General features: G+C 69.7%; 13 protein-coding genes. 6 read left to right on the top strand and 7 right to left on the bottom strand.

The features are described 5' to 3' along the window. Positions 1-85: 85 nt before the first annotated feature. The gene (locus tag N7L95_RS06630) at positions 86-901 is read left to right on the top strand and encodes a TIGR00266 family protein (protein WP_301259030.1); all 816 of its coding nucleotides are present in this window, start codon (positions 86-88) and stop codon (positions 899-901) included. Positions 902-931: 30 nt separating this feature from the next. On the opposite strand, the gene rarD is transcribed toward N7L95_RS06630, so the two are convergent. Beyond that, positions 932-1,822 carry an EamA family transporter RarD gene (gene rarD / locus N7L95_RS06625; protein ID WP_301259029.1) on the bottom strand — a complete coding sequence of 297 codons (891 nt, stop codon included), beginning with the start codon at positions 1,820-1,822 and terminating at the stop codon, positions 932-934. 216 nt (positions 1,823-2,038) lie between these two features. Between rarD and N7L95_RS06620 the strand changes: the two genes are divergently transcribed. Beyond that, complete coding sequence (locus N7L95_RS06620; protein WP_301259028.1) at positions 2,039-3,274, top strand: sensor domain-containing phosphodiesterase; 1,236 nt, start codon at positions 2,039-2,041, stop codon at positions 3,272-3,274. A gap of 147 nt (positions 3,275-3,421) precedes the next feature. Here N7L95_RS06620 and N7L95_RS06615 read toward each other — a convergent pair whose 3' ends face one another. Then, positions 3,422-4,483 carry a porin gene (locus N7L95_RS06615; protein ID WP_301259027.1) on the bottom strand — a complete coding sequence of 354 codons (1,062 nt, stop codon included), beginning with the start codon at positions 4,481-4,483 and terminating at the stop codon, positions 3,422-3,424. A gap of 493 nt (positions 4,484-4,976) precedes the next feature. On the opposite strand from N7L95_RS06615, the gene N7L95_RS06610 reads away from it, so the two are divergent. Then, a complete protein-coding gene (locus N7L95_RS06610; protein WP_301259026.1) occupies positions 4,977-6,281 on the top strand; it encodes a serine/threonine protein kinase in 1,305 nt (434 codons plus the stop codon). Positions 6,282-6,407: 126 nt separating this feature from the next. Further along, a complete protein-coding gene (locus N7L95_RS06605) occupies positions 6,408-8,126 on the top strand; it encodes a long-chain fatty acid--CoA ligase (RefSeq protein ID WP_301259025.1) in 1,719 nt (572 codons plus the stop codon). 24 nt (positions 8,127-8,150) lie between these two features. On the opposite strand, the gene N7L95_RS06600 is transcribed toward N7L95_RS06605, so the two are convergent. Continuing rightward, on the bottom strand, positions 8,151-9,119 hold the full coding sequence (locus N7L95_RS06600) for a DUF924 family protein (protein WP_301259024.1): 969 nt from the start codon (positions 9,117-9,119) through the stop codon (positions 8,151-8,153). 86 nt (positions 9,120-9,205) lie between these two features. Then, a complete protein-coding gene (locus N7L95_RS06595) occupies positions 9,206-9,484 on the bottom strand; it encodes a GNAT family N-acetyltransferase (protein WP_301259023.1) in 279 nt (92 codons plus the stop codon). A 336-nt stretch (positions 9,485-9,820) separates the two neighbouring features. Here N7L95_RS06595 and N7L95_RS06590 point away from each other — a divergent pair, with 336 nt between their 5' ends. Both N7L95_RS06590 and N7L95_RS06585 read left to right on the top strand, forming a co-directional pair. After that, positions 9,821-10,195, top strand: coding sequence for a hypothetical protein (locus N7L95_RS06590; RefSeq protein WP_301259022.1), 375 nt, complete (start codon positions 9,821-9,823; stop codon positions 10,193-10,195). Between the two features lie 140 nt (positions 10,196-10,335). Next, positions 10,336-11,109, top strand: a complete 774-nt coding sequence (locus tag N7L95_RS06585) for an SGNH/GDSL hydrolase family protein (protein WP_301259021.1) — start codon at positions 10,336-10,338, stop codon at positions 11,107-11,109. On the opposite strand, the gene opgC is transcribed toward N7L95_RS06585, so the two are convergent. The 3 genes from opgC to N7L95_RS06570 form a co-directional block, all read right to left on the bottom strand. Beyond that, positions 11,087-12,238 carry an OpgC domain-containing protein gene (gene opgC, locus N7L95_RS06580; protein WP_301259020.1) on the bottom strand — a complete coding sequence of 384 codons (1,152 nt, stop codon included), beginning with the start codon at positions 12,236-12,238 and terminating at the stop codon, positions 11,087-11,089. The two genes, N7L95_RS06585 and opgC, sit on opposite strands and share 23 nt — an antisense overlap. Positions 12,239-12,419: 181 nt before the next feature. Next, a complete protein-coding gene (locus tag N7L95_RS06575; protein ID WP_301259019.1) occupies positions 12,420-13,190 on the bottom strand; it encodes a ProQ/FINO family protein in 771 nt (256 codons plus the stop codon). Positions 13,191-13,282: 92 nt separating this feature from the next. Beyond that, positions 13,283-14,599 (bottom strand): Hsp70 family protein, encoded by a 1,317-nt coding sequence (locus N7L95_RS06570; RefSeq protein ID WP_301259018.1) that lies wholly within the window; start codon positions 14,597-14,599, stop codon positions 13,283-13,285. Between the last annotated feature and the right edge of the window lie 113 nt (positions 14,600-14,712).

Here is a 14,712-nt window from a genome sequence, read left to right as displayed (position 1 = left end):
CTCCGCGCGGGGGGCTGGCGGGCTCTTGTCCATCGGCTACCATCCCGCCGTCATTGGCTACCGTCGGGTGGGAAAGGATCAGATCATGGCGATGGACGTGGTGGACTTCGAGATCAAGGGCGCCGAGATGCAGTTCGTGGAAATCGAGCTGGATCCCGGCGAGGCCGCGGTCGGCGAGGCCGGCAGCATGATGTTCATGGACGCCGGCATCGAGATGGACACGGTGTTCGGCGATGGCTCGCAGCAGCAGGGCGGCTTCTTCGGCAAGCTGCTGGGTGCCGGCAAGCGGCTGGTGACGGGGGAATCGCTCTTCACCACCATCTACACCAACCAGGCGCATGGCAAGAAGCGGGTGGCCTTCGCCGCGCCCTACCCGGGCAAGATCCTGCCGATGGACCTGCGCCAGCTGGGCGGCATGCTGCTGTGCCAGAAGGACGCCTTCCTGGCTGCAGCCCGCGGCGTCTCGCTGGGCATTGCCTTCCAGCAGAAGCTCTCGGTGGGCTTCTTCGGCGGCGAGGGCTTCATCATGCAGAAGCTCGAAGGCGACGGCCTGGCCTTCGTGCATGCCGGCGGCACCGTGGTGCGCCGTGAACTGCAGCCCGGCCAGACCCTGATGGTCGACACCGGCTGCGTGGTGGCCTACACGCCCAGCGTCGACTTCGAGATCCAGTACGTTGGCAAGATCAAGACGGCGCTGTTCGGCGGCGAGGGCCTGTTCCTCGCCAAGCTGACCGGCCCGGGCACCGTGTGGCTGCAATCGCTGCCGTTCTCGCGGCTCGCCTCGCGCGTCTTCGCGGCAGCGCCGCAGGCCGGGGGCCGCAGCCGCGAGGAAGGCTCGCTGCTGGGCGGCTTCGCGGTGGGCGGCCTGTTGGGCGGCGTGCTTGGCGGCGACGACGAGTAAGCAGCCCAGCCTGCCGCCTGCCGCGGCGCCTCAGCTTGCGGCCAGCGGCGGCGCCGGCCGTCGCGCATGCCAGGCGCCTTCCAGCGAGTAGACCAGCAAGGCGCCCCAGATGGCGCCGTAACCCAGCGCGGTGGCCGGTGCGAAGGGCTCGTGGTAGAGCCAGAGCCCGAGCAGCAGCTGCAGGGTCGGGCCGATGTACTGCAGCAGCCCCAGCGTCGCGAGCGTGATGCGGCGCGCACCGGCGGCAAACAGCAGCAGCGGCACCGCGGTGATCGGCCCGGCCAGCATCAACAGCCCCTGGGTGGCGGCCGGTGCGGTGGCGAAGGCATTGCTGCCCTGGGCCGTCTGCCACAGCAGCACCGCGAGGGCGATCGGGAAGAGCAGCAGCGTCTCCAGCGCCAGGCCTTCCAGCGGCCCCAGTACCGCCACCTTGCGCAACAGCCCGTAGGTGGCGAAGGTCGCGGCCAGGATCAGCCCGATCCACGGCAACGTGCCGGCCGACCAGGTGAGCCAGGCCACGCCACCGGCCGCCAGCGCCACCGCCGCCCACTGACCGCGCCGCAGCCGCTCGTGCAGCACGAGCCGGCCCATCACCACATTCACCAGGGGCGTGATGAAGTAGCCGAGGCTCGCGTCCACCACCCGGCCGTGCTGTACCGCCCAGATGTAGGTGAACCAGTTGGCCGAGAGCAGGAGGCCGCTGGCCGCGAAGGCCCCGACCAGCCGCGGCTGCCGCGCGGCCTGGCCCAGCCACGCCCATTGCCGGCGCACTGCCAGCACCAGCAACACGAACACCAGTGACCACACGACGCGGTGCAACACCACCTCGACCGAGGCGATGCCCTGCAGTGCCTTGAAGTAGAGCGGAAACAGGCCCCACAGCGTGTAGGCGAGGGCGGCGAAGACGATGCCGTGGTTCATGGATGCACTATCCGGCCGCACCGGGCGGCCCGCGAGACAGGAAGGGCGGCCATTGTGCCGGCCTGCGCTGTTTTTTGCCGAGCGCGCCGCTTTTGTGAACTGCGCCCGATTTGCTGCGGCCAACCCGTGTTTCAAAAAGTAGGGTGACTGCTAAGCTGCGCGGAGCCTGGATTCCACAACACCCCCATCGTGCCCGCCGCCGCCTTCGACGCGCAAATGCCGCCGCTCATCTTCGACGGGCAGCAATGGACCTGCATGCATGGAGAGCTGCGGCTGAGCAGCCATTTCCAGCCCATCTTCAGCCTGGCGCACCGGCGCGCGGTGGGCCATGAAGCCCTGCTGCGCGCCTGTGACGCACAGGGGCGGCCGGTGCCGCCTCCGCAGGTGCTGGCGGCCTGCCGCTCGGCGGACGAGCTGGTGTACGTCGACCGGATGTGCCGCTGGCTGCATTCCGCCAACTTCGCGCGGCAGGCCCGTGCCGACCACTGGCTGTTCCTGAACGTCCACCCGGCCGTCTTTGCCCAGGGGCCGCAGCGCGGCACGCCGGGCTATATGAAGAGCCTCACCGAGCAGTTCAACCTGCGGCCCGAGCAGCTGGTGCTGGAAGTGACCGAGGATGCGATCAGCGAGGACGAGCGCTTCGGCAGCGCGGTGGAGCTGGCCCACGAACTGGGCTGCCTGCTGGCGCTGGACGACTTCGGTGCCGGCCATTCCAACTTCGACCGCGTCTGGCAGATCCGGCCGGAAATCGTGAAGTTCGATCGCCGGGTGGTGCAGCGCGCCGCCTTGCAGCCCAGCGTCGCCCGCCTGGTGGCGCAGATGACCTCGCTGCTGCACGAATGCGGAGCGCTGGTGCTGTGCGAAGGCATCGAGACGCTGGACGAGGGTTACGTCGCGCTCGAATGTGGTGTCGACTTCGTGCAGGGTTACCTGTTCGGCCGGCCTGCGATCGACCTGTTCACCGAGCGTGCTGCACCGAGCCTGCTGGACGCGGTGTGGAGCCGCTTCGATGAGCAGCACGAACTGAGCGAGCGCCGTTCACGGGAACGGCTGGCGCCGTACCGTGCTGCGCTGGCCCAGGCCGCCGTGGAGATCGCCGCTGGTGGCTCGCAGGCGCAAGCCTGCCGCGCGTTCCTTGACCTGCCGGCCGCCGAGCTGTGCTACCTATTGGACGAGCAGGGCGTGCAGGTGGGGGACAACGTCGCCTCGCCCCGCTACGAGGCGGAGCGCCCAGTGCAATTCGCTCCCCTTGCCGATGCGAGCCAGGCCCGCTGGGCGCGTCGCCCGTATTTCCGCCGGGCCTTGCAGGCCGCAGGCCAGGTGCAGGTCACGCGGCCCTACCTGAGCATCACCGGAGCCCGCATGTGCGTGACGGTCTCGGTCAGCCTCACGCTGGGTGGCCGCCGCCTGGTGCTGGGCGGCGACATCGCCTGGGACAGCAGCAGCGACTGAATTCGCCGGCCCCAAAAGAAAAATGGGGCCTGGGGCCGCAGGGCTTGCGCCCCTGGACCCAGACCCCGAAGGAGGTCGGAACCTCTTGTTCAACCTTTCAACCGTGCCGCGTCACGCCTGGAGGCGCGTGACGCGGTGTGCCATTCCTTAGAAGGAGTGGCGAACGCCGACGACGAATTCGTTGACGTTGTCGGTGCCGTCGGTGAAGTTGCCGGCCGGCACGCCAGAGTGCCAACGGGTGGGACCGTCGTTCTTGAAGTGCGTCAGCGAGCTGTAGATCGCGGTGCGCTTGGACAGGTCGTACTGATAGCCGATGCCAAAGGCCTGGGTGTCACGGTCGTCGGCGTCCGGCTGGTTCGCCACGTACTGGGCACGCAGCAGGTTCGAGCCAAAGCGCCAGTCGCCGCCGATCCAGAAGCCGTCGCCGTCGACGTCGTTGGTGCTGCGGTCATCGACCTTCATGTAGCCGCCCAGGATGCGGAATGCACCCAGGGTGTAGGCAGCGCCAGCGGTGATGGTACGGCGCTCGAGGTCGGGCGTCGGGGCTGCAGCACGGTCGTCGATGAACGACAGCATCGCATCGATCGGGCCGGAGGTGTAGCGGGCATACAGGTCGGCAACGCGGGTCTTGTTGTTGCCACCGTCGGCCTCGCCGAAGCCCCACAGGCCACCCACCTTGAAGCCGCCGAAGGACGGGGTTTCGTACTTGATGGAGTTGTTCACCCGTGCCGGGCCGCTGTTGCCGGTGCCGCTGTTGACGGAACCGCGAACCGGCTCATAGCCGCCCAGGCCGCCGATCACAGCGGTGCTGGCGCCATAGGTGCCGTTCGAGAAGGCGCTGAAGTCGCCGGAAGCGAAGTACAGGCTGCTGTACTGGCGGCCCAGCGTGACGGTACCGAAGTTGCCGCCCAGGCCGACGAAGGCCTGACGGCCCCACATCGCGCCCTGGCCGTTGGTGCCGTCGTCCAGGTTGATGCCGCTTTCGATCGTGAAGATCGCGCGCAGGCCGCCACCCAGGTCTTCCGTGCCGCGGAAACCGATGCGCGAACCGTTGAGGCCACCGGACTGCAGGCGGGTGACGCTCTTGTCGGCCTTGGCGTATTGGAAGAAGGCATCGGCCACACCGTAGATGGTGACCGAGCTTTGTGCATTTGCAGCTGCGGCTGCTGCCAGCGTCATCGCTGCCAGTGCAATTTGTTTGATTGCCATCGAAATCTCCTGTGGGTTATGAAAAACGCCCCACTTGGGCGGCGAAATGAACGGTGTCTGCCACCTGCGGCGTCGCGTGCCGGATGCAACCGGACCACGCACCGCATCGGCCGGGGACCCCGTGTGCAAGCTCGCTGACTGCCGTTTCTGCGCGGCGGCCCGGCTTTACAACTCGTGATCAACTTTGCAGCGAAGAATAGGGATCACCCTGAGATGGGGGGATGTCATGCAACGCAATACCGCATTGCGGAATCCGCAATGATCGACAAAGCCGTTTCATGACAAGCACTTGCGGGACAGATTTGGGGTTCTCCCGGATTTCTGTCGCGCTGAAGCGTCTGATTCGTACCACGCTCGAGACGTCCGGTTTTGTCCCAGGTGCAGCGAAGCCGGCGGACGGAGCGCCCGGCTGCCGGCGCGGCAGCCGGCAGGGCGGGGGCTGCGGCGTCAGCCTGCGTTAAGCTCGGCGCAGCCTGACCCATCGATGCCTTGCATGCCCGCCCTGCCGCGCCCAGCCGCTTTTGCGCCGGCAACCGGATCGCTGTTCTCGCGGCCGGCCGATCACCACCAGGACGCCCTGCCTCCTGGCACGCGCCTGTTCGAGTTCGAGATCCAGAAAGTCATCGGCAGTGGCGGCTTCGCCATTGTGTACCTGGCCCTTGACCACGGCCTGGAACGGCAGGTGGCCATCAAGGAGTACCTGCCGGCGGCGCTCGCCGCACGAGGACGGGGCGGCGCGGTCACGCTGCGTTCGCGGTCCCTGGCCGAGACCTTCGCGATCGGGCTGCGCTCCTTCGAGAACGAAGCCAAGCTGCTGGCCCGCTTCGACCATCCCGCGCTGGTGAAGGTCTACCGGTTCTGGCGGGCCAACAACACGGCCTACATGGTGATGCCCTATTACGAAGGAATCACCTTGCAGCAGGCCTGTGGCCGCATGTCGGCGCCGCCCAAGGAGGAGTGGCTGCGGGCCCTGCTGCGGCCGCTGCTGGGGGCGCTGGAGGAGATGCATGGCAAGTCCTGCTTCCATCGCGACATCGCCCCCGACAACATCCTGCTGCTGCGCAACGGGCGGCCGGTCCTGCTCGACTTCGGCGCGGCACGCCGCGTCATCAGCGACCGCACGCAGAACCTCACCGCCATCCTCAAGCCATCGTATGCACCGATCGAGCAGTACGCCGATGCGACGCATCTGAAGCAAGGTCCCTGGACCGATCTCTATGGGTTGGCCGCGGTGGTTCACTACTGCCTGAACCAGGAGGCGCCCGTGCCCTCGGCCGCACGCGCAATCCGCGACCAGCTCAAGCCGGCGCGCGAAGTCGGCCGCATGGTGCAGCAGGCCTTCCCCGGCCGGCGTCAGTACAGCGAGCATTTCCTGGCGGCCATCGATTGGGCGCTCGCCGTGCCGCCCAAGGACCGGCCGCAGAGCGTGGCCGTCTTTCGTGCCGCGCTCGACGGCCTGGCTGCGCCGGTGGTGGAGTGGCAGCCGGCCACTGCGGCCGCCGCAGAGCCGCGGCGGCGCGACCGCGCATCGGGTGTGCGGCGGCCTGCGAACCGTTCGGCCATGGAGCGCTTGCGCGAGGCGCTGCGCGGCGGCCGGCGCAAGGCGGCGCTGGCGACGCTTTTTGTTGCGCTATTGGCCGGGGGGGCGTGGTGGGTCTGGAGCCTGCAGCGAAGCCGCGCTGCACCGCCGGTGGGGGCCCGGTGGTTGGCTGCGCCGGCCGTTGCGGCACTGGCGGTGCAGGTGGGGCAGGGAGTGCAGGGCGGGCATGCGCCCACGCTGCGCCGGCCGCGCCAATGAGGGCGGGACGCGGCCTGGCAGGGTCGGCAGGGCTGTCGCCCGGGTGACAACTCGCTAGCGTTTTGTCCGATGTACTGCACCCCGAGCCCACCGTAAGGTCAGGGCCCAGCCGTGAAGGAGACGCCCTTGCCCCTCGCTCCCGCCGATCCCCCGCATGCCAGCTTCTGGCCCAGGCGCCTGCCACGCCGCTTGACGCTGCCCGAGACCTCGCTGTGGTTCAACCTCGAAGTCTCGGCCCGGCGCTTCCCCGACAAGGATGCCGTGCTGTTCTTCGGCCACCGACTCAGCTATGCCGAACTGCATCGCCAGGCCGAGGCCCTGGCCGGCTGGCTGCAGCAGGTGGCGGGGGTGCAGCGAGGCGACCGGGTGCTGCTCTACATGCAGAACTGCCCGCAGTTCATCGTCGCCTTCTACGCGATCCTGCGGGCGGACGCGGTGGTGGTGCCCGTCAACCCGATGAACCGCGCCGAGGAGTTCCGGCACTACATCACCGACCCGCAGGCCCGGGTGGTGGTCTGCAGCGCCGAGCTGGCCGGCCACGTCCAGGCAGCCAATGCCGCACTGGGTGAGGCCGACCGGCTGCGTCACCTGCTGGTCACCCGCTATGCGGATGTCTTGCCGGAACAGGCGGAACACCCCGAGGACAGCCCGCCGCCGTCCATGGCCGAATGGCTGCTGGCCGATGCTCCGCTGCCGTCGGGCGCCGTGCGCTGGCAGGACGCACTGGCACGCGGCTGCCCGCCGGCGCCGCATGCCGCGCAGGCCGACGACCTGGCCGTGATGCCTTACACCTCGGGCACCACCGGGCTGCCCAAGGGCTGCATGCACAGTCACCGCACGCTGATGCACAACGCGATCGGCGGCGGGCTGTGGGGCTACTCGGGGCCCGAGTCGGTCGCGCTGGGCGTGGTACCGATGTTCCACATCACCGGCATGCAGTACTGCATGCACACGCCCATCTACAACGGGGCCACCGTGGTGCTGATGCCGCGCTGGGACCGCGAGCTGGCCGGCCGGCTCATCTCGCGGCACCGGGTCACGCACTGGACCTGCATCCCGACGATGATCATCGACCTGCTCGGCAGCCCCAACATGGCGCACTTCGACCTCAGCAGCCTGCGCTACCTGAGTGGCGGTGGCGCGGCCATGCCGGAAGCAGTGGCCGAACGGCTGCAGCAGCAGTACGGCCTGAGCTTCGCCGAAGGCTACGGACTGACCGAGACCGCCGCACCGTCGCATGCCAACCCGCCAGAGCGGCCCAAGCTGCAATGCCTGGGCATGCCTTTCCTCGGTGTCGATGCCAGGGTGGTCGATCCCCTCACCTTGCAGCCGGTGGCGGTGGGAGAGGTGGGCGAGATCGTCATCCACGGCCCGCAGGTGTTCAAGGGCTACTGGCGCAATCCCGAGGCCACCCGTGCGGCCTTCATCGAGATCGACGGCAAGTCCTTCTTCCGCTCCGGCGACCTGGGGCGCATGGACGAGGAAGGCTACTTCTTCATCACCGATCGCCTCAAGCGCATGATCAATGCGAGCGGCTTCAAGGTCTGGCCGGCCGAGGTGGAGGCCTTGCTCTACCGGCATCCCGATGTGCAGGAAGCCTGCGTCATCGCATCGCGCGATCCTTACCGCGGCGAGTCGGTGAAGGCGGTGGTGGTGCTGAAGCCCCAGGCGCAGGGCCGCTTGACCGAAGCCGCGCTGGTGGACTGGGCGCGGCAGCAGATGGCCGCCTACAAGTACCCGCGCGCGGTGGAGTTCGTCGACGTCTTGCCCAAGTCCGGCACCGGCAAGGTTCAGTGGCGCCTGCTGCAGGACCGCGAGAACGAGCGGGCCGCTGCCCGCACCTGAAGCGGCGGCGCGCCTGCAGCCGGGCTAGAAGCGCGAGCCGGGCTGTTGCAGGAAGGCCAGCTCCTCCTCGGTGGAGCTGCGGCCGAGGATCTCGTTGCGATGCGGGAAGCGGCCAAAGCGCTCGATCACGCGGCGGTGGCGGTGCGCATAGTCCAGTGCCTCGGCCATGGCCGGCGAGTCGGCCGCCAGGCGGGTGAACAGCCGCACGCTTTCATCCTGGCAGGCCAGGTCCTCGGCATGCTGGAACGGCATGTAGACGAACCAGCGCTCCACCGTGTTGAGCGATCGGTCTGCCCCCCGGCGCACCAGGGCGTGCGCTGCTTCCAGGGCTTGCGCATCGCCTTCGAAGGCCCTTGGCGTGTTGCGAAAGGCGTTGCGTGTCATCTGGTCCAGCAGCAGGATGCGGCCCAGCGTGCCGCGCGTGGTGGCGTCCCACTCGCGCAATGCGCCGCGCAGTGCGGCTTCGATGTGGGGACGGAAGCGGCGCATCACCTCGGCATCGAAGACCGGGTCCTGGCGGAACCAGACGTTGCGCACTTCGCCGTGCGGCGGGCTGCCGGGCTTGCCGAACCAGAAATCGAGCACTTCCTGGGCCATCGCGCCCGGCAGCACCACCAGTTCCTTCTGGCCGGTCGCGGCGTCGGGCTCGCGTCGCAGGCGGTGCTGCGGCAGGGCGAGCACCAGGGCCTCGAGGGTGGTGCGCACGATGCAGCCGCTGCACACCTGCCCGCCGAGCACACGGCCCTGGCTGTCGGCCAGGGTCATGTGGAGCTGGGCACCGTCCGGGCTCAGGGTGCCGGACAGCGTCAGCAGGGTCAGGTCACCCTGCAACTGCTCGGGCTCGGCCGCGCCCGGCAGCCGGAGCCGGGCCCTGCCGAGGCTGCCGACGGCCCCCAGCACATGGGCGGCGGACAGGTCCCGGTCAAGCAGGAAGCGCTCCAGGCTGTGGCGCAGGTCCTCGCCCGGCGGCAGGCGCAATGGCAGGGTGTACATCGCGTAAGGCCCTTGTGTACGTCGTGAATCGCAGCTCGTGGATCGCAGGACGATACCCGATCTGGTCGCCTGCTTCACAGGAAGGCTCAGTCGAGCAGCAAGGGCGCGGTCTCCGGGTGGCACTGCACGTACTGGCGCACATAGGAGCAGAGTAGATTCACCTTCAGCCCCTTCGCCCGGGCATGCTCGAAGGCTGCCCTGACCAGCGCGGCTGCAATGCCGCGGCCCTGCAGCGCGTCCGGCACATGGGTGTGCGTCATGTGCATCACCCCTTCGCGAAGTTCGTAGTCGGCTTCACAAAGCCGCCCCTCGACGGTGGCCTCGAAGCGCTGTTGGTCGGGGCGGTGGATCACGGGCACGTCCATCGGCTGTTTCCTCGGGTGTGGGGCCCGGCTGGAGCGGGCGGACAGGCAGGCCTGCCACTGTAAACACGGCCGAAGGCCCCAGGCGCAGCCGGGTGGCCGTGGCCGGGAATGCGGTCCGGCCAGCGGCAGGCGAACCGCTTGCTACGCTTGTCAGGCGGGGTGGGGGTCCGGCCTCCGCCTTCAGCGGGCGACGCGCGCAAGCCGCCTTGCCGCCAGCCGGACACGGGCCAGCACCTTCGCCCCGGGCCGGCGGCGGGTGAGCCGCGCACGCCACCGCCGTCCATCGTGTTCGCGCCGCGTGCGTGCCTGCGCGCGGGAGCTGGCTGGAGTGTTTCAATGAGCGAGCTGGCAGATCCCCCGTCCCCTTCCACCGTGCCGTCGTCGCCCGGCGAGCCGCTGCGCTTTTGCACGCTGCTGTACCGCTACTGGTTCTTCGCCTGGCTGTTCCGGGATGCCGGCCGCGGGTCCTTGTTCGAGCGGGCCGCTGCCTGGCGGCACAACCAGGAGCAGGCGCGCTGGCTGCCGACCTACATGCGCCGGTGGCTGTTGGCGGGCTGCCTGGCGTTCGCCGCCGGTGCCGCAGTGGAGCACCTCGGGGGTGCGGCCCTGCTGGCCAGCGTGTTCTTCGTGCCCTCGGCGCTGTGCCTGCCGGTCAACGCGATGATCGGTGCGGCCTGGCTGGGCTTGAAGCTGATGCCAGCGCCGGCGTGACGCCGTCGTTGGCGGGTGGCCCGTCGGGCGGGTCCGCGGAACGCGGTAAATTCTGCGAATCCGACCACCGGTCGCCACCGGCCGGCCAGTTCTGCCGGCTCTGCCGGCTGGATTCCGACCGTCTTGCCTCAGGAGCCTGGATGCCTGACTCTCTGCCCCGTCTTGCCCGCCCGGCGCGTTGCCTGGCCTGGCTGGCCCTGATCTGCCTTGCCGGCCCGGCCGCGGCGGCCGCGCCACAGGTGCAGGCCGATGTGGCGGCCGAAGCGCCGCCGGCGCCGGAGGCCGACGTGGCCGCCACGGTCACCCCGGTGGCCAGCGCCCTGGCCAAGCGCTGGGACGCCACCTTCGCGGCCTTCGACGAGGCGGACCTGGCCAACCCGCCACCGCCCGGCGGCGTGGTGTTCGTCGGCAGTTCGTCGATCCGGCTGTGGAGCGGGCTGGAGCAGCAGTTCCAGCTCGCTCCGGTGGTGCTCAAGCGCGGCTTTGGCGGCTCCACCATGCAGGACTGTGCCGAGCACCTGCAGCGGCTGGTGCTGCCCTACCGGCCGCGCCTCGTGGTCGTGTACGCGGGCGACAATGACCTGGCCCAGGGTCGCAGCCCGCAGGAGGTGCTGGGCAGTTTCACGGCCTTCGTCGACGGCGTGCGGCAGGCGCTGCCGGACACGCGCATCGCCTACGTCTCCATCAAGCCCAGCCCGTCACGCAGCAGCTTGCTGCCGCAGGTGCGCGAGACCAATGCACTGATCGAGCGTTATGCGCGGGAGGCCGAGCAGGTCGACTTCATCGATGTCTACACCCCCATGCTCGGCCCCGACGGCCAGCCACGCAGCGAACTGTTCGGCGCGGATGCCCTGCACCTCAACGAGGCCGGCTACCAGCTCTGGCGCACCGTCATCGGCTCGCACCTGAAGTGAGCTGGCCGGGCCAGGCTGCCGGCTGGCCGCCGGCCGTCGCCGGCCGCGCCTGCACCGCGCGCGCCACCGCCCACAGCAGCAGGAAGCACAGCGCCAGCAGCATGGCATCGGCCCAGGGCGGTCGCAGCGCCGGGTTGCCACCGAACAGCGTCAGCACGGCCAGCACGATCACCAGATGGGCGTTGAAGACGCTCAGCGAAGCACGGCCCAGCGTTTCCAGGCCGTGCGGCCGCGGCAGGGCGGCGCGCAGCGCGGGCCCGAAGTGCATCACCACCACCATCAGCGCCAGCAGGTTGAGCAGGCGCAGCGGCCCGAGATGCCATTTGTCGAACAGCAGGTTGAGCGTGGCGTCGGTGCCGAAGGGGGCATGCCCGACCGCATGGCGCCAGAAGAAGCAGGCAGTCGCCACCAGCACCGCTGCGTGCACCATCCAGCGCGGAAACCTGGGTGGCTGCAGCTGCCGCGACGCCGATTCGGCCCCCATCCACAAGCCCAGCACCCAGAGGAACTGCCACGCAAACAGCACGAAGGAGCCGCTGTCTTCCGGGCGCACCGGCAGGCCGAGCCCTTGCATCATCAGCGCATGCAGGGCTTCGCCGAGACCGAACTGCGCGGCCACCCACAGCAGCACGCTGCCAGCCAGGATGCCGCCCCAGCCGTGCCGCAGCCCGTGACACAGCAGCCAGGGGCTGGCGAGCATGAAGAGGACGTACATCGGCAGCACGTCCAGCAGGGCCGGCTGGTAGAGCAAGGCCAGCGCCTGCAGCCAGGCAGCCCGCGGATCTTCCAGGTAGTGGCCGATCAGGTTGCTCACATCGAGCTGGCCAAGCCGTTGCGCCAGCCCGGCAAAGACGCCGAACAGCAGCAGGAGCAGCACCAGGTGGCACAGGTAGATGACCCCGGCGCGTCGCCACAGGCCGTGCCGCATGGCTGCAGCGCCCTGGCGGCGGCCGCGCTGGCTGTAGACGAGGCCGGCCATGAAACCGGACAACAGGACGAAGCCCTCCGCCGCGGACACGAAGCCGAAGGTGTGGCCCAGCGGGTAGGACAGGCGGGTCGGCAGGTGCGTGAGCGTCATCAGCACCAGCATCAGGCCCCTCAGGGCATCGAGCTCCCATCGTCGTGACATCGGCGGCTTCCTGCGAGGGCACCCTGCGATGCAAGCAGCGCGGGGCGCCGCCGCACCAGGGTGCCGGTTGGGTTACCACAGGTGCGGCAGGCCCTGTGCCTGCCGCGGGATGTCCGACACGCGCTTGCCGGTGGCGCCGACACGGCTCGGTGGCACCGGCCCGTGCCCGGCGGAGGCGGGCTCAGCGCTTGCGCTGCGGCCGCTCGCCCTGCGGCGCCGCGGCCGGCCGATCGCCGCGCGGCGGCCGCGCGTCCGAGCGCGCAGCGCGCGGCTCGCCTTCGCGGCGCGGGCCGCGCTCGCGTTCACGCGGGGGTGGCCCGAAGCGCACACCCGCTTCGCGCAGCAGGCGCTCCAGCTGCACGGGATGCATGTGCTTCTGGTGCGCGTAGGCGGCCAGGTTGTTGTCGGCGGCGCGGAAGCCGGCCACCAGTTCGATCAGGAACTGCTGGCGTTCGGCGGTCTCGCGGCGGGCCAGCTCCAGCTGCTCATCGAGCTGGGCCGGGTCCACGCCCTTGAGTGCGCAGAAATTCTCGCGCGTCAGCGTGGTGGTTTCGAAGTCCCGCAGCAGGGCCGCGCGGAACTGGCGCTGCGCCTGCTCCTGGGCCCGCTTGGCATCGCCCTGGGTGCGGCGTTGCGCCAGCGTGTCATGGGCCAGCTTGCGGTGCTCTTCGCTCAGCTCGGCGACCGGCTGGCCGTCGAGGTCGAAGCGGTGTGTGCCGGCGGCCACGGCGCGCAGGTAGGCGTCGCTCATCGTGTAGCGGCGCAGGAAGGCCGACAGCGACTGTTTGGGGAAGACGCCGGGGCTGCGTTCCTGGATGTCCACCTGGATGCGCAGCTTCAGCGGCTTGGGTTTGCCCGCGAACAAGGCGGGAAAACGCTCCCGCAGCAGGGCGGCGCAGGCGGGAACGGTCATGGCCTCGGAGGAGGCGGCGGGCTTTTCTTGCGGGTTCATCCGGTGTGTCGGGTTCGGTTGCGGTGCGTATTGTGAGGCCCCGCGCCCACCGCTGCATCCCCTGATTCCATGAAGGGCGGCCGCGCGCGGCGTCAGGAGCGGCCGAAACGCCTGCCGGCGTCCAGCCCGAGGCCGGTGGCCACGCTTGCGAAACCGTCGCCTCGCACCGCGGCCGCGGCCGGGAAGGCGGCCGCCAGGCGGTCGGTCAGCAGGCGCAGGCCGGTCGAGCCGCCGGTGAAGTAGAGGGCATCGATCTGCTGTGGTGCCACGCCGGCCAGTTGCACGCAGGCGCGCGCGGCATCGACGATCCGCTCCAGGTCGGCCGTGATGGCGTCCATCGCCTGTTGCTCGTCGAGGCTGCGGTGCAGCCCCGCCTCCACCATCGTCAGGTCGATCGCGTGGCTGCCACCGGCCGCCACGGCGATCTTGGCGGCTTCGGCGCGGCCGGCCAGTTCGTGGCCGAGGCGGTGGCGCACCACATGCATCAGCCGCCGGTGGTGGACGGGGTCGGCATAGAAGCTCGCCATCGCCTGCAGTTCGGCCACCCGCCCCGGGTGGTAGACCGTGTTGATCAAGTGCCAGGTGGCGAGGTCGAAGTACACGCCGCTCGGCACCTCGCGCGGCGGCTGGCCCGGCGTGCTGCGGCCGTGGCTGCGGTAGCCGAGCGCCGGCAGCACCGCGGCCAGCTCGACACGACGGTCGAAGTCGGTGCCGGCGATGTGCACACCGTGGCTGGCGAGGATGTCGTCCTTGCGCTCCAGCCGCTCGCGTCGGTCGGGCCCCACCCGCACGACCGAGAAGTCGGAGGTGCCGCCGCCGATGTCGGCCACCAGCACCAGTTCCTCACGTGCGGCCTGCTGCTCGTAGTCGAAGGCGGCCGCGATCGGCTCGAACTGGAAGTGCACCTCGCCAAAGCCCACCGCCTGCGCTGCCGCCTGCAGCGAGGCCTGGGCCTGCGTGTCGCGCAGCGGGTCCTCGTCGACGAAAAACACCGGCCGGCCCATCACCACCCGGTGCAGCGGCCGGCCCGCAGCGGCTTCGGCCTTGGCCTTCAGGTGGTGCAGGTAGCCGGTGATGACATCGATGAACTTGACCGCCTGGCCACCGCCGACGTCGGTGGTCTGCTCCACCAGCGAGCTGCCGAGGATGGACTTCAGCGAACGCATCAGCCGGCCGTCGTAGCCCTCGACATAGGCCTTGACAGCGGCGCGGCCGAATGCGCGCAGCGGCAGCGGGCCGCTGACCGGTGCATCGTGCGGGTCGGCAAAGTAGAACACCGCCGTCGGCATGGTGTTGCGTCCATCCTCCAGGTCCACCAGGCGGTGGCCCTGGCCGCCGGCTGCGGCAATGGCGATGGCCGAGTTGGAGGTGCCGAAGTCGATGGCGCAATAGTCGGGCAAGGGCTTCATGGGGCGTGCGTCGAGGTCGACAGGCGAAAAGGCGCGGGGGGCGGATTCTACGGCCCTCCCGCGGGAAGAACGCCGCACAGCCCCGGGCAACCCCCGGGAAGCCCCGACTTAAT

Source organism: Eleftheria terrae (assembly GCF_030419005.1).
GTDB lineage: Bacteria > Pseudomonadota > Gammaproteobacteria > Burkholderiales > Burkholderiaceae_C > Caldimonas > Caldimonas terrae.
This window is presented reverse-complemented; position numbering and strand designations above follow the sequence as displayed.